The organism is Schinkia acidoalkalinis, from assembly GCF_054301215.1.
Genome location: NZ_CP182573.1, coordinates 3,812,108 through 3,827,973, shown reverse-complemented (window position 1 = coordinate 3,827,973; position 15,866 = coordinate 3,812,108). Strand labels below are relative to the sequence as shown.

At 36.9% G+C, this 15,866-nt stretch carries 17 protein-coding genes; 7 read left to right on the top strand and 10 right to left on the bottom strand.

Annotation, left to right across the window (positions count from 1 at the left end):
* Positions 1–29 precede the first annotated feature (29 nt).
* The 3 genes from ACNQFZ_RS19500 to ACNQFZ_RS19490 form a co-directional block, all read right to left on the bottom strand.
* Positions 30–458 (bottom strand): DUF1284 domain-containing protein, encoded by a 429-nt coding sequence (locus ACNQFZ_RS19500; protein WP_458412972.1) that lies wholly within the window; start codon positions 456–458, stop codon positions 30–32.
* 83 nt (positions 459–541) lie between these two features.
* Positions 542–988, bottom strand: coding sequence for a hypothetical protein (locus tag ACNQFZ_RS19495; protein ID WP_458412971.1), 447 nt, complete (start codon positions 986–988; stop codon positions 542–544).
* 203 nt (positions 989–1,191) lie between these two features.
* Complete coding sequence (locus ACNQFZ_RS19490) at positions 1,192–2,484, bottom strand: ATP-binding protein (RefSeq protein WP_458412970.1); 1,293 nt, start codon at positions 2,482–2,484, stop codon at positions 1,192–1,194.
* Positions 2,485–2,665: 181 nt separating this feature from the next.
* On the opposite strand from ACNQFZ_RS19490, the gene ACNQFZ_RS19485 reads away from it, so the two are divergent.
* Positions 2,666–2,839 carry a Fur-regulated basic protein FbpA gene (locus ACNQFZ_RS19485; RefSeq protein ID WP_458412969.1) on the top strand — a complete coding sequence of 58 codons (174 nt, stop codon included), beginning with the start codon at positions 2,666–2,668 and terminating at the stop codon, positions 2,837–2,839.
* A gap of 164 nt (positions 2,840–3,003) precedes the next feature.
* Here the strand turns inward: ACNQFZ_RS19485 and ACNQFZ_RS19480 are convergent, their stop codons facing one another.
* The 3 genes from ACNQFZ_RS19480 to ACNQFZ_RS19470 are packed head-to-tail and all read right to left on the bottom strand — an operon-like array spanning position 3,004 to position 5,360.
* Positions 3,004–4,425 carry a hypothetical protein gene (locus ACNQFZ_RS19480; RefSeq protein ID WP_458412968.1) on the bottom strand — a complete coding sequence of 474 codons (1,422 nt, stop codon included), beginning with the start codon at positions 4,423–4,425 and terminating at the stop codon, positions 3,004–3,006.
* 6 nt (positions 4,426–4,431) lie between these two features.
* Positions 4,432–4,941, bottom strand: a complete 510-nt coding sequence (locus ACNQFZ_RS19475; RefSeq protein ID WP_458412967.1) for a prepilin-type N-terminal cleavage/methylation domain-containing protein — start codon at positions 4,939–4,941, stop codon at positions 4,432–4,434.
* A complete protein-coding gene (locus ACNQFZ_RS19470; RefSeq protein ID WP_458412966.1) occupies positions 4,938–5,360 on the bottom strand; it encodes a type IV pilus modification PilV family protein in 423 nt (140 codons plus the stop codon). The genes ACNQFZ_RS19475 and ACNQFZ_RS19470 overlap by 4 nt, the downstream gene beginning before the upstream one ends.
* A gap of 325 nt (positions 5,361–5,685) precedes the next feature.
* On the opposite strand from ACNQFZ_RS19470, the gene ACNQFZ_RS19465 reads away from it, so the two are divergent.
* A complete protein-coding gene (locus tag ACNQFZ_RS19465) occupies positions 5,686–6,495 on the top strand; it encodes a squalene/phytoene synthase family protein (RefSeq protein ID WP_458412965.1) in 810 nt (269 codons plus the stop codon).
* Positions 6,496–6,570: 75 nt separating this feature from the next.
* On the opposite strand, the gene ACNQFZ_RS19460 is transcribed toward ACNQFZ_RS19465, so the two are convergent.
* Positions 6,571–8,058 carry a flotillin family protein gene (locus tag ACNQFZ_RS19460; protein ID WP_458412964.1) on the bottom strand — a complete coding sequence of 496 codons (1,488 nt, stop codon included), beginning with the start codon at positions 8,056–8,058 and terminating at the stop codon, positions 6,571–6,573.
* 244 nt (positions 8,059–8,302) lie between these two features.
* Between ACNQFZ_RS19460 and ACNQFZ_RS19455 the strand changes: the two genes are divergently transcribed.
* Both ACNQFZ_RS19455 and ACNQFZ_RS19450 read left to right on the top strand, forming a co-directional pair.
* Positions 8,303–9,088 carry a 5-bromo-4-chloroindolyl phosphate hydrolysis family protein gene (locus ACNQFZ_RS19455; protein ID WP_458412963.1) on the top strand — a complete coding sequence of 262 codons (786 nt, stop codon included), beginning with the start codon at positions 8,303–8,305 and terminating at the stop codon, positions 9,086–9,088.
* Positions 9,088–10,254, top strand: a complete 1,167-nt coding sequence (locus ACNQFZ_RS19450) for a toxic anion resistance protein (RefSeq protein ID WP_458412962.1) — start codon at positions 9,088–9,090, stop codon at positions 10,252–10,254. Before ACNQFZ_RS19455 ends, ACNQFZ_RS19450 begins: the two co-directional genes overlap by 1 nt.
* A gap of 42 nt (positions 10,255–10,296) precedes the next feature.
* Here ACNQFZ_RS19450 and ACNQFZ_RS19445 read toward each other — a convergent pair whose 3' ends face one another.
* Positions 10,297–11,175 (bottom strand): LysR family transcriptional regulator, encoded by an 879-nt coding sequence (locus ACNQFZ_RS19445; RefSeq protein ID WP_458412961.1) that lies wholly within the window; start codon positions 11,173–11,175, stop codon positions 10,297–10,299.
* A 130-nt stretch (positions 11,176–11,305) separates the two neighbouring features.
* On the opposite strand from ACNQFZ_RS19445, the gene ACNQFZ_RS19440 reads away from it, so the two are divergent.
* The 3 genes from ACNQFZ_RS19440 to ACNQFZ_RS19430 all read left to right on the top strand — a co-directional run bounded on the left by ACNQFZ_RS19440 (position 11,306) and on the right by ACNQFZ_RS19430 (position 13,429).
* Entirely contained in the window at positions 11,306–12,079 is a 774-nt protein-coding gene (locus ACNQFZ_RS19440; protein ID WP_458412960.1) for a class I SAM-dependent methyltransferase, read from the top strand.
* 419 nt (positions 12,080–12,498) lie between these two features.
* Complete coding sequence (locus ACNQFZ_RS19435) at positions 12,499–12,780, top strand: autorepressor SdpR family transcription factor (protein ID WP_458412959.1); 282 nt, start codon at positions 12,499–12,501, stop codon at positions 12,778–12,780.
* Positions 12,767–13,429 (top strand): SdpI family protein, encoded by a 663-nt coding sequence (locus ACNQFZ_RS19430; RefSeq protein WP_458412958.1) that lies wholly within the window; start codon positions 12,767–12,769, stop codon positions 13,427–13,429. Before ACNQFZ_RS19435 ends, ACNQFZ_RS19430 begins: the two co-directional genes overlap by 14 nt.
* 62 nt (positions 13,430–13,491) lie before the next feature.
* Here the strand turns inward: ACNQFZ_RS19430 and ACNQFZ_RS19425 are convergent, their stop codons facing one another.
* Both ACNQFZ_RS19425 and ACNQFZ_RS19420 read right to left on the bottom strand, forming a co-directional pair.
* Positions 13,492–14,745, bottom strand: coding sequence for an MFS transporter (locus tag ACNQFZ_RS19425; protein ID WP_458412957.1), 1,254 nt, complete (start codon positions 14,743–14,745; stop codon positions 13,492–13,494).
* 104 nt (positions 14,746–14,849) lie between these two features.
* On the bottom strand, positions 14,850–15,818 hold the full coding sequence (locus tag ACNQFZ_RS19420) for a YeiH family protein (RefSeq protein WP_458412956.1): 969 nt from the start codon (positions 15,816–15,818) through the stop codon (positions 14,850–14,852).
* Positions 15,819–15,866 lie beyond the last annotated feature (48 nt).

Below are 15,866 nucleotides of genomic sequence, written 5' to 3'. Positions count from 1 at the left end.
AAGCACCAGCATTAAAAACTGGTACTTCATTATTTTAATAAAGATGAATGATTTAATTTTGCAATACCTTCCTTACAAACTCCATAGTTGAGCCATGAACAACCTTCGCATAAATAATCAAGATCATCCGGTTTAACTTTCTTCGCAACAAGTGAAACTAGCTCACTTTTATTATAAACAGCGCCACTTTGAATACCAAGATGGCTAATTATTTTATGGTCTAAACCCATAACAAAAGCATCTGCCTTTGGTGCGTTACAAAAGCCGTCCCCTTTATTTGGGCAATAGGAGCAAGTTTCATCCAAGCCCTGAACCACTTGAATTGGATAGTCCAGTTCAGGATTCCTAATTTCTTCTACCACTTGGCTCATTTTTTCAACAAAAGTCGGACTATAGCCCATTCCACGAAAACCGTGCACACACAGAAGATGATGCCCGCGGAGTATTCTCTTCCCCAATGATATTCCCCCATTTACTCATTTTTCTCCTACAATACCTTTACTAGTTCTTTTAGAAATAACAATCTTATTAGCCGAGTCTTTTAAATGACCTTGTCTTCTTTTTTTGCCTTTTCATCTAATTTCAAACCAACTACAATTCCAATTAATATCCCAAAAGCAATGGCAAAATCATACAAAGTGGATAAAACTGCTCCGAATAATAATCCATATCCTGCACACAAGCTTAAATAATACCCTTCCTCAACTAAAGCATGCTTTTTTACCAAATGTTTACTAGTAGTTCGGAAAATCAATTTATATTGCTTAACACCAATTTCATTTTTTTGCTCTAAAAACAAGAGCATTTCATTAATATTTTCTTTTAAACTTTCACATTCTGTACAGCCGTCTTGGGAGAACTGATGCAAACGTTGAACAACCCTTGCAAGTATACCAACTTTATATTTTTGTGCTTCTTTTTCTTTCATTGAAAATAGCACATTTTCGATTCTTTCTGCAGTTTCACTCTTCCAGTTAGAGTTTACCATCGTTCACTCCCTCTTTCGTTTAAGGTAGCGGTACTATCACGTACGATCTTTACTTTTTCAATTTTACATTACCATAATTTTCAAAGGGAATTTGCTCGTAGATTCAACATTTCTATTACAAAACACAAAAAAAGACATTTATAAAAAAAACGCGGAGCCATGAAAAGCATACTCAGCAGTTTTTTCAATTTTTTTTTATTAAACTACACCACTTCTTGTGTTAGATGAAGCTTCTCTTTTCCTTCTTTTTTCAAAGGAAGTATGATAGTAAAGCATGTTCCTTTCCCTACTTCGCTTACAACTTGGACCATACCATTCATAGATTCAATGATTCGGTATACAACCATCATCCCAAGTCCTGTTCCCTTTATTTCCTTCGTTGAAAAATAGGGCTCCCCAAGACGTGATAGCTGTTTTTCATCCATACCAATTCCTGTATCCTTAATTTTGATAGACATTACATTATGATTAACTATTGAAGAGCAAATAGTTAGTTTGCCCCCATTCGGCATCGCTTCAATTGCATTTTTCATTAAGTTTACAAGGCATTGCTGAAGGCGGGAGCTTTCCCCCTTAATGAATCCCTCTACAAATTGGGCATGAATCGTTACATTATTTAAATTAGCAAAGGGCTGCATTACATCAATAGCACGCTGAAGCTCGGACTTAGCTTGGAGAATTTCAATTTTCTCAGGTGATGGTTTTGCAAATGTTAAATAATCTTGGATGATGTTGGCTGCTCTGTCAATTTCATCAATGGCTATATTAATATAATCCTTAAATTGGTCTGGTACATCCTGCTCACTTAAAAGCTGCATAAATCCTCTACTTGTTGTCAACGGATTTCGTACTTCGTGTGATATGCTTGAGGCAAGATGGCTAACAGCTTCAAGCTTTTCATTTCGAATCAACTTTCTTTGAACAATTTCATGATGACGGATATCCTCAATAATTTTTGTGGTAAGCCATGTCCCAACCAAATATGCTGTTATATAGACAAACCATGACCCTTGGTACATTTTCGACGACGGATAAATCAGTTCAGTCATGACAGCAACTAGTAAGGGAGTATATGTACCTAATGAGATCGTAAATAAGGTTTTCTCAACTATCGACCAATTTGCAAAACTTTTTCTAATCCCAATTATAAAGATGGTTAAGAGTGTTGAAGTAACTAAAGTTATTATAAATCCAGCAAATCCACCTAGCATTAGGCGGAAAAGAAGCATAATAAAATAAAGGCCTATCATAACTACAGGCCCCCCATATAATCCACTAATAATAAAGGGAATATATCGTAAATCAAATACTAAACCATTGCCTTCTGGTATCGTAAACTTCATGCATAATAGAATACCCGAGGCTCCGAAGAGGAAAACTGCAGCATATTTTGCACGTTTCGACCAATCCCGCTTTTCAGACCAATGCTGGTATAAAAGAATTAAAAACAAAATAAAAAACAGATTCGTTGCAATTTTCGTAATAAAATCAAACATATTAAAACATTCCTACTTTTCCATTTATTCAATTCCAACCTGAATTATTCGACATTAACAATAAATTTCCTTTGCAGAATCGTAACTTTTTAAAATTTTTTAGGTGATTTAAGCATTGACAAAAATTTATATAGAAATTATAATTATTATTGTAAACGCTTACATTAAGAGGTGAGGATTTATGTTTTATAACAACAGTGAAGGGAAAGACTACTTCATTGATATCCTTTTAAATATCGGTTTGTTTAAAATGCCAGATGGTCGTCAATTATATGAAGCAACCGAGTATGAACTTAAAAAGGAACTTTGTTCAATGACCAATAATCAATATTCATTCTGTTCCCTTTCCCAATAATGAACTTTTGCTTAATATACCATAATTAAGCATGGCCGACCAACGTGATACGTACAACGGACAAAGAGGGCTGGCTCATTTCCATTAATTCCACCCTGCTGCATAGTTTCAGGGTGAACTTTAGACATTACTTTGATCGAGACAACCCTCTCTACATTATTCATTTATTCCCTAAACATTTGCCCAATTTGTGTTAATTTTATGTTCGTAATCATTTCATTTTTTGCAGAATCTGGGTTTTGTTTGATTGTTAATTTTTCAGGAACATCCACTTTTAAATTACCAATAATCCCCCCGTCAATAGACAACGGTTTCCCATTTGTAATGATTTCTATTCCTTCTTTAGCATAAAATAGGCCCTTTAGTGTATTACAGCCATCCTTTACGTATATTGTTAATTTTCCCTTTGCAAATAATCCAAACTTACCGCTATTAGTTTCAGGTTGAATACATGCATTTTCAATTGACGCATTTCCATGAGCATATATATTTAAATCCCTAACTTTTAAATTTACATTCTCGATTACTGCATCTTTTTGAACCGCCATGTCCCCACCTAGCAATAGCCTCCCATAATTACCGCCTATACCTAAAGACTTATTTACATAGAGCCCTTCTCGAAAGGTGAATTTTCGTTCCCCAGCCCCTTGCGGAATAATTAACCCATTACCCATTATCGCAAATTTCTTGAAGTCTATGTCCTTATAATCTGTTGAAATCGGGATTCCGAGAAGGTAATTGGTGTACTTTCCATTTATGATGACGTTCGTATCGGCTTCGTCTTTATAATTTAATAAATCTAAAGTTACATTATCATTTATAAGACTAGCCCCTAATAAATTACCTTCCCTTGTAGCAATAACTTGATGATCCTCCATCTTTGAGAAATCCCCTGTACCAAGCTTTAATAAAGGAATACCAAGTAAGTTTGCACTCAAAATATTGCTATCAGGAACTTCGTAATACTGGCTACTGCTGCCAGGAACTTGTAACAAAGATAAGTTCAGCAAATCTGATAATAAACCTAAGCCAAGTACATTAGATTTACTAAAATTAATAGCTGTCGCATTGCTAAAATCAGCTAAAGCTTCCGTTTTTGTATCAATATCAAGATCATAGGTTAAAGCATAATATCCTGTTACCGTTTTTTTGCTGGTATTATCAGTACCTTGACTATAAACCTTTACAAGATATCCTTTCACTTTGTCCACTTGCTTATTTCCGTCCATTAAGAGGATTCTATCTTTTCCGTTAAGTTCCGTTAGTAGCTCTGCTTTAATTTTAACCTCTTCTGGTTTGCTTTCACTCCATGGATCACCAATCATGACCCAATCCCTATAATTATTAAAAAAGCTTCCAAGGTTTAATGATGAAGGATTATTTTCTTTTATATATTTTTTTAGGTCATACTCAAAATAAGTAAGGCCGTTTTTTGCTAAGTTACGTGCCTGCATCGTTGATTCCGTTGTAGACACCCGTACGGATTCATTCGCCACATTCCCCATTAAGGCCAAACCCAGTACTGTGAATACAAGAATCACCAATAACACTAAGATCATGGTTGATCCTTCCTCATTAAGTTTCATTCAAAATCACTCCGTTTCTTTGTAAAACTTTATATAAGAAACTTCATTTTCTAATTCAAGTTTTTTATGGGAGATCAATTGCTCGTCCTGAATGACCATCTTAATAAAAACGGTATCATCTTGTACTATAATCTTTGATGTATCAGTGCCAACTCCCCCGCTTGGAAAACTATAAGTAGAAGGGTGAATGACAGCTCCATTAATGACAGCTTGATTATTCTTAAATCCTATTTCAGTTTGGACCCCATCGTAATTTGTTATCCTTATGAGTGAAGCAGAGTCAGATTGTTCAACATCTTCAATTAATGTGGCTTCCATTATATAATTTGTAAATTGTGACATGACTTGGTTTGCCTCGTCATGCAGCAAGACTTCATCATTGACCCTTTGAAAACTTTTCATACCACCTAGTAAATTGCCTACGATCGCAACCGAAATGATAGATATAATAGCAAGTGAAGCTAGAATTTCGATGAGGGTAAATCCTTTTGGAGATGTGACGATTCTTTTATTCATAATTCCACAAATCCTTTCACACTACTTTTGAAATAACCGTTATCGTCAAAAACCTTGACCTCCACTAATTTCAATCCCACAACATTTTCTGGACCATCTTCTACAATTTCAATTTGAATAACATAATGATTATGATTTCTCTCAATATTGTATCGTTTTAGACATTCATCTTTATTTGTACCGGTGCAATCATCACCTGTATAAATACCCCTTCCCTTACCTACTAATTCCGGGTATAAATTATGCTTAATACGATCTAAAACATCTTCAGCGACCGTTATTGCTACTAGTTTGTCTTCGTTATTCGTTGTTACCTTTTGGGAAACGACGAAGAATTGAAAAAATATTGGCACAATAACAGATAGAATTACAATTGATACCAATATTTCAACTAATGTAAAACCTCTTTCCTTTTCCATGATTATCACTCCTACCTTATCGTAGTGAGTTTTTGTATATCAAAATATTTTTGAAATGGAGGTACTCCTTCATTTTTACAATATCACCATTTGTTATGTTATTTCTGGTAAAATAGTAAATAGTTTGTGAATTTTTGTTAAAATGGGGTACTCCTTATTTTTTTGTTAAAATTTGTTAAAGATAATGATATATATATGTATAAAATGTGCTATTTTCGTCACGTTAAATGTGGCTCATTTCCAGAAATTCTTTTATGATAGAATTACATACATTTGAGCTCTTCTAAATATAGAAGATTACCACGAAAGAAATGAGGGAAATCCTATGAAAGATAGACAAGCATTAATACAGGAAGCACAAAAGATGCTTGCTGAAACAAGCCGTACTTTTGCTATTCCAATTTCTCGTTTGGAAGGCTCACTACATCACGTCGTAATGGCTGCATACCTTTGTATGCGAAGCATTGATGAAATAGAGGATCATCCACTTCTACCAAAAGAAGATAAAATTCAGCTATTAAACCTAATAGGTGCGCAAATATTGAACGATGAACTTTCCCTCTCCCCTTTATTTGCTTCATATGATGATATTTTGCCGGAGGTAACTGTACGGATTGAGGATTGGCTCAGCCTTATCCCTGAGGAAATTTCAACAAAGGTACGTTTTTTCATTTCAAAAATGGCTCTAGGGATGGCGTCTTGGGCAGAACGAAATTGGCTTGTGCAAACTGAAGAGGATCTTGATGATTATACATATGTCGTCGCTGGTTTAGTTGGCGAGCTTTTATCGGTTCTGTGGAAATGGCATGATGATACTGACACCGATACAAATCTAGCCGTAGCCTTCGGACGAGGCTTACAGGCGGTGAACATCATCCGCAACCAAAATGAGGACCTTGATCGCGGTGTCTCATTTTTTCCAGAGGGTTGGACTCAAGAAAAAATGTTTGCATATGCAAAAAAACAACTTGCCCAAGCAGATGAATATATTCTTGCCATTAAATCAAAACCTATCTATGAATTTTGTTCCATTCCATTAGCGCTTGCATATGGAACATTAAATGTAATCGAAAATAATCAAGAAAAATTGAAACGGGAAGAAGTCATTCAGATTGTAGATAATATCATTAGTTAAATTAGTCATTACAATCTTAGTTTCTTCCGCAACGAAAAAAACGGCTGCTCCGCTCGGAGACAGCCATTTTTAATGTTATTGTTTCACGTCAGAACCTTCAACCTTCCTGGCTTCCCCACTTACAACAATTTCTGATTTTGGTTGATCAAAATGATGGTTCATATTTCCGCGAGATACAAAGCTTTCGAGCATTGCCTTTATATCCATCCCCGTTGTTTCTTTTAAACTTTCTTGTAATCCTACCATTGTTTTCGTTACGTTGTTTGTGATTTTAACGGCCCCGCTTGATTCTGAGCCACCCATATCGATCACCTTCATTCCTTCTATTTTCGATAGCGGCTGGGCAACCTCACGGGCGTATTTAGGCAGCATGTCTATGAACATTTCTAGGACGGAGGCATCCCCATATTTCTCCATTGCTTGCGCCATTAATTCCTTGGCTTCTGCCTCTGCCCGACCACGTTCGCGAATAACGGCTGCTTCGGCAAGCCCCTTTTGCTTTTCAATAAGTGCTTTCGTCTCCCCATCAATCCGTGCTTTTTCCGCTTCAGCTTCGGCCTTTGCCTTAATATCATAAGCGTCAGAATCAGCCAACGTTTTACGGCGTTTTTGTTCTTCCAGCTCCAATTCAACTTGCCTTTGCCGTTCAATGTACTTAATCTTCATCTCTTCTTCTTTCACTTGTTGGGCGAGTTTCGCTTTTTCCAATTCATAGGATTGTTCTGCTTTTGCCCGGGCTCTTTCCGTTTCTTCTTTTATTTGCGCCTCTTTAATATCTTTTTCTTTCTTTGATTCCGCAATAACAGTTAATCGTTTATTTTCCTCATCCTGCGCTTCTTGATCATTTTTCGCTTTGTAGATACGTGTTTCTTTTTCGGCATCTGATTCTGCCATATCCGCTTTTTTGCGAATTTCTGCTATTCGTGGACGGCCTAAATTTTCTAAATAACCATTCTCCTCATCAGCATCACGCAGGTCATCCAACCCAAATGAGGTAATCTTAAAGCCCATATTATCAAGCTCTTTTTGGGCGATTTCCTGTACTTGCTGATTAAAGGATTCACGGTCATTATTTATCTCTTCAACTGTTAATTTTGATAAAATAGCCCGAAGATTCGTCCCCAACACTTTTGAGACTTCTTCCTCAATTTCAGGTTGTTTTTTCCCTAAAAATTGTTCAGCATAGTTGGCAATACCATGCAACGAATCGGCAATTTTCACAGACGTAATCGCATCGGCAATGACCGGGACACCTTGTGCTGTATAAACCTTTGGCGTTGTTAGTTTAATTTGAAATGAATTTAAATCAACTGGAGTACATGTCTGAAACATCCGTAAGCGGATCCCGCCACCACGAATAATTTTCAGGCTTCTGCCATTTTCATCCTCAAAGATGCGCTGATCATTTTCCGGATTCCCTAAGTTGGGTCCAGTAATTATTAATGCTTGGTTGGAGCTTGCTGTGCGATACCGTTTTTTGAAAATAAAGAAGCCGACACCTCCACCAACAAGTAGAATAAAAAGAATAATACCACCTAAAATTAGCCAAATGATGCTCCACATTGTTGTAAACCACTCCTTTGTGGGATATAGTGAGCAGAGACAATTCTTTGGACATGTAATCCCTACTCCCATCATGTATTACGAAATTCACAGCAAAAGGTTACAATATTTGTCAAAGATAGGATATTTATCCTATTTCTGATAAAGTTTGTCTATAAAATTACTTCTTCTAATGAAACTTGTCTAATAACTTTGTCGTATAATAGTAGTAAGTGAAATTACTCAAATGTAGGAGCGCATTTTTATGAAATCGATATTATCTTTCTTATTTCGAAGTGTTGTGTCATTAACTGTTTTTGCAGTTGTTTGGCCTACCACCTATTTTGGATTTGAGCAATCTTTTTGGATGGCCTCTTTATCGGCGATGGTTGCAGGTGGCGTGACGAACTACATCTTAAAACGCCGTGAACATCATAAACTACTAAATCAAAACAATTTAACCAAAAAGGAATTTCAATATATTAAACACAACTTAAAAGAGGCACATCAAAAGATTAAACGGCTTAACAAAGCCATCCTAAGCATTCGCTCGTTCCGTACCGCAAAACTAATCGGTACCCTACAACGACTAGTGAAACAAATTTATCAAATTGTAAAAAATGAGCCAAAACGATTCTATCAGGCCGAGCGGTTTTTCTTTTATCATTTAGATTCCGTTGTCGAATTATCGGAACGATATGTCTTTCTTTCACGTCAAAATGTAAAAGATTTTGAAGTACGTATGTCCCTATCAGAGACGGAACAGACATTAGAAAAACTCAAAAAATCACTTGACGATGATTTACTAACGGTCCTGTCTAATGACATCGAAACATTAAATATGGAGCTTGATGTGGCAAAGAAAACACAGGAAAGAGATACTAGTCTTCAAGATGATTCAAGCCCAACAACCATTAATAACCATACAGATCATCAAGAAACAAACCAAAAGCTTTTAAATGAACAACCGTCATCAATCAAAATTAATTTTACAGACCCTGTTCATCGTGAAAAAAATCTAGTCCCCGACGAAAGGAGTAATAAATCATAATGAGTAATGAAGTGAAAACACAGAACACAAATAATACAAACGATGCCCTATCCGATTTACTAGCAAACCCATTTGGAGAAATTGAAAATGAACCTGCCGTTGCTTTTCAGGAGGATAAACCGAAACGCTTGATTGATACATTGCCTATTGAATACCGTGAAAAAGCAGTTCAATTGGCAAACCAAATTAATCCAAAGGATCAACAGGCTATTGTCCAATTTGGAACAGCTGCCCAATCAAAACTATCGAACTTCTCCCATTCGATGCTGGAGCACGTGCAGAACAAAGATACAGGACCTATCGGAGACGTATTGAAAGAACTGATGCAGAAGCTTGAACAAGTAAATCCTGAAGAATTAAGCGGAGAAAAGAAGAACTTTTTCCAGCGTATGTTTAATAAGGTATCTAGTTCCGTTAATGAGATTATGTCTAAGTACCAAAAAATCGGATCACAAATTGATAAGATTGGTGTAAAACTTGATCATCAGAAAAATACACTCATCAATGATAACCGTATGCTTGAGGAATTGTTTCAAAAAAACAAGGAATACTTTGATGGCTTAAATATTTATTTAGCTGCCGGTGAATTGAAATTGGAGGAGCTCCATTCAAAAGATATTCCGGCGCTTAAACAAAAAGCGGAAGAATCTGATAATCAAATGGTTTACCAAGACTTAAATGATTTGGTTCATTTTGCGGACAGGCTTGAGAAACGGCTGCATGATTTAAAATTGAGTCGGCAAATCACCATACAAAGTGCTCCGCAAATCCGGATGATTCAACACATGAATCAAGCCTTAGTGGAAAAAATACAAGCATCGATTTTAACGGCGATTCCGCTATGGAAAAACCAAATTACCATTGCCCTAACACTATATCGCCAAAAACGTGCTGTTGAAGCACAAAAACAAGTCAGCAAGACCACGAATGAACTGCTATTAAAAAATGCAGAAATGTTAAAAACAAACAGCATCGAAGCCGCCATTGAAAACGAACGCGGAATAGTGGATATTGAAACATTGAAAAAAACACAGGAAAATTTAATTACCACCTTACAAGAAACCATCCGCATTCAGCACGAAGGACGAATGAAGCGCCAGCAAGCGGAGCAGGAATTAATAAAAATGGAAGACGAAATGAAGCAGACATTGTTGAATTTAAAATAATAGACGGAAAATGCTCAGAGTAAAGTTACCTCTGAGCATTTTTTACAACTGTAATAATGCAGTTTCAATAAATTCCGAAAACAGAATTACTTCCTCGGTATCAATTTTTGTAACAAGGTATGTTGACGATTTTGGCGAAACAACCTGGTCTTGGGGTACTTCAATCATTCTTTGCTCCTGAATCTCCTTTTTTACCATTGTGAATGGTAAATATGAAATCCCAAACCCTTCTTCAATGAATCGCTTTGTTACTTCCACTTGCGTAACCTCCATCGTTTGAACAGTGGGATAGTGTTTTTTCACTTCAACTAAAAGCGAATCCCAATATTCAGGGTGATTATGGGTAATAAGCCTAAATTTCTCCAGCATGTTTTTTTCACAATAAGAAGCAGTTTCATTAACTCCCGGATTAGGAGCAACTAAAATCACATTTTCCTCATGAATAGTATCGCAGTTTAGATTGGACTGAATTGGCTTTATTCTAGATAAACCTACATCTGCTCTTCCCGCATAAACCTCTTCACCAATGTCAAAAGATTTTACAATATTAATAATGACTTCAATGGTAGGATATTGCTTTATAAAATTTCGAAGTAAGGACGGCAATACCGATGCAGCTATTTGCGGTGCTACCGCAATCATCAGTTTTTGGCTATAGCCTTGTTTCCATGATTGAAAATCTTTCATTCCCTCATTATAAGCTAACACTATTTTTTGAGCGTGCTTTAAAAATCGGTACCCTGCTGGTGTCAGATTAACCTTTTTCCCATTCCTTTGAAATAATTGAATTTGAAGGTGCTCCTCAAGTCTTTGTATATGCTTCGTAACTGCGGGCTGTGTTAAAAAAAGCTCTTCAGATGTTTTTCTGAAATTCTCTGTTTGAGCAGCAATAATAAACGTTTTTAGCCAGTTGATTTCCATTACGGTCTTCCCTCTCTTATAACGAACCGTTATTAATTTTCCGCAAAATAGTTAATTCCCATTATATAACTTTCTATTTATAATTCATATAACGGGTTAGGTTATTCAAAACAATTTAGGGGGGCTTCTGATGGGAAAAATTAGTGTAAATGATCAGTGGAATGCAAATCTTTATGATAACAAACATTCCTTTGTTTCAAACTATGGTATTGATGTGGTTGAATTATTGGCACCAAAAAGAGACGAGAAAATTCTAGACTTAGGCTGCGGTACAGGTGATTTGGCAAAAAAACTTTATGATGCTGGGGTTAAAGTAATAGGTGTTGATAAGTCAGCTAATATGGTAGAGCAAGCAAAAAATAAATATCCGAAAATTCCATTTCACGTATGTGATGCCCTGGATTTACCATATACGCTTGAGCTAGATGCCGTTTTTTCAAATGCAGTATTACACTGGATTAAGGAACCCAAGCAGGCATTAGAAAATATATATCAAAGTCTAAGGAATGGCGGGCGGTTTGTTGCTGAGTTGGGGGGTAACGGCAATGTCCAAATGATTACCAATGAAGTAAGAAACCAATTCCAAAGGTTTGGACTGGCCTTCAGTGAAGAAAAGTTCCCATGGTATTTTCCTAGTATCGGTGATTACTCAACGCTAATGGAGGAGGTCGGGTTTCAGGTAGTTTATGCCTATCACTTTGAACGGCCAACTGTGTTGGAAGGTGAAAACGGACTAAAAGATTGGCTTGAGATGTTTGGAGGGTTGATGTTTGATGGTCTAGCTGATGAAACCAAACGCGCGATTATCGAAAACGCTGAAAACAATGTAAGGGATGCGATGTTTGTAAATGGGAACTGGATTGCCGATTACAAAAGACTACGTGTGGTTGGTTTCAAAAAATAGTTAGCCTCATCTTACTATAAGTTGAAGGTATAACTTTTTCCCCCGGATGAACAATAAACGTAGTGTTATTTGATAACACAAAACTTCAATGTGGAGGGATCTATTTTGAATATTCTAATCAGCTTATTTTTAACCTTCATCATTTTAGGTTACAGAGCGGCAAACTTTCTTAATAATACAACCTCAAGGTTAAAAGATTTTGTAAGAATGCCATCGTTAGTGTAAGCATAGAGTATTCAAATATAGCATGACCTATTTCGCATTGCCCAAAACGAACACATGGCTTAAAAGCAAAAGCCATGTGTTTTTATTCCCCCAAAACTTTCAAACAATTCTTAATTGAAACGTAATCATGGAGATGCTATACTATATTTAGATGATTATCTAAATATCTAATTTGTAAAAAGAGGCGATTTTTAATGAATGAATCGTTTAAAGCCCTGTCCGACCCAACACGGCGAAAGATTCTCCGCCTCCTTCGGGAAAAGGACATGACTGCCGGTGAAATTGCAGAACAGTTTAACATGACAAAGCCGAGCATATCCCATCACCTCAGCCAGTTAAAACGAGCAAACCTAGTGATTGATGAACGTCAAGGGCAGCATATTATCTATTCCCTCAATACTTCAGTTGTTCAAGAAATGGTTGGTTGGTTTTTGGATATAGTAGGAAAAGAGGAGGACAACAATGATGACCACTAAAATGAAATGGGGTAAAACGGACTTCATTAGTTTCATTATTATTTTGATTCCATTTATTATCACTATATTTCTCTATAATAAACTACCAGATCAGCTGGCAACCCATTTTGGAACGAATGGTGAGGCCAATGGTTTCCAAGGGAAAATTACTTTTTTACTGACAAATGCGCTTTTACTTATTGGGGTTCCATTGTTAATGAAAGCAAGTCGTTATATGGATCCAAAAAAGAAAAATTACGATAAATTTGAGCCTACCTATGATATGTTCCGGGTTATCTTAACTGCATTCTTAAGTGTCATGTATATTACGGTCCTTTTCTATAATCTTGGCTACAATGTCAATATTCAAATGATCATCCTGATCGGTATCGGCATATTATTTATATTCCTTGGAAATTACATGTCACGGATTCGTTTTAATTATACGATTGGAATCAGAACTCCATGGACGTTAGCAAACGAAGAAGTATGGCGCAAGACACATCGCCTCGCCGGCCCGATTTGGTTCATTGGCGGTGTTGCCGTTATTTTTCTAGCCTTTATACCTGGAAGCCTTGCATTTGTTCTATTAATGGTTGTACTTGCAATCATTTCAATCATTCCTATCGTCTATTCATTTCTACTTTTTAAGAAATTCGATAAAGAATAATAGCATTGCCAAAAACCGCTCAGAGAGTCTCTATGCGGTTTTTCGCATTCAATATTTTTCTATCATCCATTATTAGCTTCTTTTGGAATTGGCTCGCCTGCTTTCAGCAGTACCTTACTGCCAATTAAGAAAAAGCCTTGGACAAACATCAATAGACCGGTCCATATTAATAGCCACTCAATTCTCACGATATCTGCAATGGGACCGAAGATGAGCATCCCAAGCGGCATCATCGAAGTTGAAATCATTCCGTATATGCCAAAAATTCTGCCTTGAAACTCTTCCTCAATTTTCTCTTGCAATAACACTGTTGAGGGCGTATTGAAAAGTGGCATCGCTACACCTGTCAGTACCATGAAAAACAAATAAACCCAAAAGTTTGGTACGACACCAAGCGCAAACGTACATGCCCCAATCACAAGACTTGCTAACGTCATCGTGTGAATCTTGTTCTTAAAACCGCCCCATGCGGCGATGACAGCGCCCCCGAGTATCATCCCAGATGAAAAAGAAATTTCCACGGCCGTTAAACGCCAAAAGTCATCCCCAAAACTCCTCGTCACTTGAAGAGGCGTTAAAAAAGCTGCGGGTGCGACAAGGACAAAATAAATCGTGAAAAACAGAAAAAATTGCATCAAAAAGCGATGATGTTTAATATAGGTTAATCCGTGTCTGAAGTCACTAAAATGGCTAACTGTTTCTTTCTGTAAAGCCTTTTTATGAACAGGAATATGTAACAATGTCAGCATAACTGTTATGGCTATCGCCGCGGTAATAACATCAATGAAGAAAATAAGCTTAATCGATGCCATCGTTAGCATAGTTGCACTAACCATCGGCGCAATCAGCATGACAATAGCTTGAATGCTCCCATTTGTACCGTTTACCTTTGTTAGTTTATCCTCCGGTACAATCTGAGGAAGAATTGCTCCAATCGCCGGTGTTTGAACCCCTGTTCCAAGTGCTCTGATAGCAGATATTACAAAAAGCAGCCACATTTCTTCATATCCCATTAAAAATAAAATCGCTAAAACTAGCGTTGCCAAGGCAATCAAACCATCGGACATGTTAATAAGCAATTTTCGATTGTAGCGATCCGCCCAGACTCCGGCAAATGGAGAAAGAAGAAAAGATGGAACAAAACCGCAAATAATATAGACGGTCATCATCATACCTGACTTCGTGTTCAACGTGATATACCAAAAAATCGCGTATTGTACTAACGACGACCCAAACAATGAAATGGTTTGGCTGCTTAAAAAGATGATTATGTTCTTCTTCCAATGAAGAAGAGCTTGTTCTCTAGATAGTCCCATTTTTTATACACGTCCCACATTCCTTAGTTCGATGAAAAAATCACAGGCATATACCTGTGATTCTATTATGATTGACGAATATTAAAAAGAAAACAACACTTTTTTCATAATAATACAAACGTTATGATTGACAATACTACTGAAGTAATCAGCATCGCGATAAAAGGTCGCATTGCTTTTGTTTTAACATCTTCCAAACTAACATTTAATCCAAGTCCAACCATCGCCATTGTTAAGATGAACGTTGTCATGGTGGCAATTGCATCTTTTACTGTAGCAGTTATAGGAATATATTTTCCAAGAATATAGCTTCCAATGAAGCTCATCGCAATAAAGCCAAATAAAAACCAGGGTACATCAACTTTGCCATTTGTCTCCTCATTATTTTTCCGTTTCATCCAGTACATTAATATAAAGCAAAGTGGAATTAACAAAAACACTCGTCCTAATTTAGCAAGCAACCCTATTGCCAACGCGTCCTGGCCTCCTGCTGCTGCAGCCAATGCTACATGTGCGAGCTCATGGAGGCTGATGCCAGACCAGATGCCATATTTTTCAGCTGTCAAACTTATAATGGGTTCAAGGAGCGTATAGCAAATTGCAAAGATTGTTCCTACTAAAGCAATAATTCCTACACTTGTTGCCGTGTCTTCATCCTTCGCCTTAATGATTGGTGCAACCGCCGCAATGGCCGCAGCCCCACATACCCCTGTTCCAACCCCTAAAAGAAGCGATATCGAAGAATCCGCTTTTAACCATTTAGCCAGTAATAATGTAATTGTAATTGCAAAAATAATCGTTCCGGCGTCCCAAGCAAGCAATCCTAATCCTTCATGAAAAATAACGTCCATATTGAGCTTTAATCCATAAAGGATGATTGCAAACCGCAATAATTTTTTGGAGGAGAATTGAATACCGTCCCGCAAATTTGAAGGATATCCCCATATTTGTCGGTAAATCACCGCTAAAACGATTGCACAAGCCATCGGTCCCACCAGCTGAAAACCGGGCACCATCGCCAACAGATAGCCTAAACAAGCAATAATAAATGTAAAACCGATTCCTTTCGCCATTTTAACACCTCTATTTAGTATACTTCTTAATTATTTCATCATAATATA

What these genes read in the sequence shown, in the direction of transcription:
- ACNQFZ_RS19495 (WP_458412971.1), bottom strand. Translation starts at nt 988, where the DNA reads ATGGTAAACTCTAACTGGAAGAGTGAAACTGCAGAAAGAATCGAAAAT.
- ACNQFZ_RS19490 (WP_458412970.1), bottom strand. Translation starts at nt 2,484, where the DNA reads ATGTTTGATTTTATTACGAAAATTGCAACGAATCTGTTTTTTATTTTG.
- ACNQFZ_RS19485 (WP_458412969.1), top strand. Translation starts at nt 2,666, where the DNA reads ATGTTTTATAACAACAGTGAAGGGAAAGACTACTTCATTGATATCCTT.
- ACNQFZ_RS19480 (WP_458412968.1), bottom strand. Translation starts at nt 4,425, where the DNA reads ATGAAACTTAATGAGGAAGGATCAACCATGATCTTAGTGTTATTGGTG.
- ACNQFZ_RS19475 (WP_458412967.1), bottom strand. Translation starts at nt 4,941, where the DNA reads ATGAATAAAAGAATCGTCACATCTCCAAAAGGATTTACCCTCATCGAA.
- ACNQFZ_RS19470 (WP_458412966.1), bottom strand. Translation starts at nt 5,360, where the DNA reads ATGGAAAAGGAAAGAGGTTTTACATTAGTTGAAATATTGGTATCAATT.
- ACNQFZ_RS19465 (WP_458412965.1), top strand. Translation starts at nt 5,686, where the DNA reads ATGAAAGATAGACAAGCATTAATACAGGAAGCACAAAAGATGCTTGCT.
- ACNQFZ_RS19460 (WP_458412964.1), bottom strand. Translation starts at nt 8,058, where the DNA reads ATGTGGAGCATCATTTGGCTAATTTTAGGTGGTATTATTCTTTTTATT.
- ACNQFZ_RS19455 (WP_458412963.1), top strand. Translation starts at nt 8,303, where the DNA reads ATGAAATCGATATTATCTTTCTTATTTCGAAGTGTTGTGTCATTAACT.
- ACNQFZ_RS19450 (WP_458412962.1), top strand. Translation starts at nt 9,088, where the DNA reads ATGAGTAATGAAGTGAAAACACAGAACACAAATAATACAAACGATGCC.
- ACNQFZ_RS19445 (WP_458412961.1), bottom strand. Translation starts at nt 11,175, where the DNA reads ATGGAAATCAACTGGCTAAAAACGTTTATTATTGCTGCTCAAACAGAG.
- ACNQFZ_RS19440 (WP_458412960.1), top strand. Translation starts at nt 11,306, where the DNA reads ATGGGAAAAATTAGTGTAAATGATCAGTGGAATGCAAATCTTTATGAT.
- ACNQFZ_RS19435 (WP_458412959.1), top strand. Translation starts at nt 12,499, where the DNA reads ATGAATGAATCGTTTAAAGCCCTGTCCGACCCAACACGGCGAAAGATT.
- ACNQFZ_RS19430 (WP_458412958.1), top strand. Translation starts at nt 12,767, where the DNA reads ATGATGACCACTAAAATGAAATGGGGTAAAACGGACTTCATTAGTTTC.
- ACNQFZ_RS19425 (WP_458412957.1), bottom strand. Translation starts at nt 14,745, where the DNA reads ATGGGACTATCTAGAGAACAAGCTCTTCTTCATTGGAAGAAGAACATA.
- ACNQFZ_RS19420 (WP_458412956.1), bottom strand. Translation starts at nt 15,818, where the DNA reads ATGGCGAAAGGAATCGGTTTTACATTTATTATTGCTTGTTTAGGCTAT.